Genomic DNA, 729 nt, shown 5'->3' on the forward strand with positions numbered 1-729 from the left:
GTCCCCCACCCACCCCAACTGACGAGGACCGGCCCCCGTTGGCGAAGAAATCCAAGAAGAACCAGCCGGGCGGCACCCCCGCCACGGTCGCCCTGACCGCGGCGGGCACCGCGTTCACGGTCCACGCCTACGACCACGACCCGGCGTCCCCGTCCTACGGCGAGGAGGCCGCCGAGGCCCTGGGCGTCTCCCCCGACCGGGTATTCAAGACCCTGGTGGCGGACGTGGACGGCGCCCTGACGGTCGCGGTGGTCCCGGTGGCCGGCTCCCTGGACCTCAAGGCCCTGGCAGCCGCGGTGGGCGGCAAACGCGCCACGATGGCGGACCCGGCGGCGGCGGAACGCACCACGGGCTATGTCCGGGGCGGCATCTCCCCGCTGGGCCAGCGCAAGCGCCTGCGCACGGTGCTGGACACCTCGGCACGGACACACGCCACGATCTGCGTCTCGGCGGGGCGCCGGGGCCTGGAGGTCGAACTGTCGGCGACGGACCTGGCGGAGCTGACGGGGGCGACGTTCGCGGAGATCGCGCGCGCATAGTCCAGCCCCTCCGGCGCTTGAGGAGCGGGGTCCGGGGCCGGGCCCCGAAAACCCGGCCCGTCCGGCGCTTGAGGACACCGGGGCCCGGGGCGGAGCCCCGCTTTCGGGAAGGGCGGGGAGGGGAACAGGCTCGCCGCAGGCGCTCTCAGCCCGCCCCACCGCCACCCGCGGACGGCGACGCCCCCGAACC

At 75.6% G+C, this 729-nt stretch carries 1 protein-coding gene; it reads left to right on the plus strand.

Features of this window, described 5'->3' with window-relative positions; translation table 11 throughout:
* The first annotated feature begins 38 nt into the window (after positions 1 to 38).
* Positions 39 to 539: a Cys-tRNA(Pro) deacylase gene (gene ybaK, locus D3105_RS34055; RefSeq protein WP_118906607.1), complete on the plus strand. Its 501-nt coding sequence runs from the start codon at positions 39 to 41 to the stop codon at positions 537 to 539.
* Positions 540 to 729: the final 190 nt, after the last annotated feature.

The sequence above is a fragment of the Streptomyces globisporus genome (genome assembly GCF_003501885.1).
In the GTDB taxonomy this organism is placed as follows: Bacteria; Actinomycetota; Actinomycetes; order Streptomycetales; family Streptomycetaceae; genus Streptomyces; species Streptomyces globisporus_D.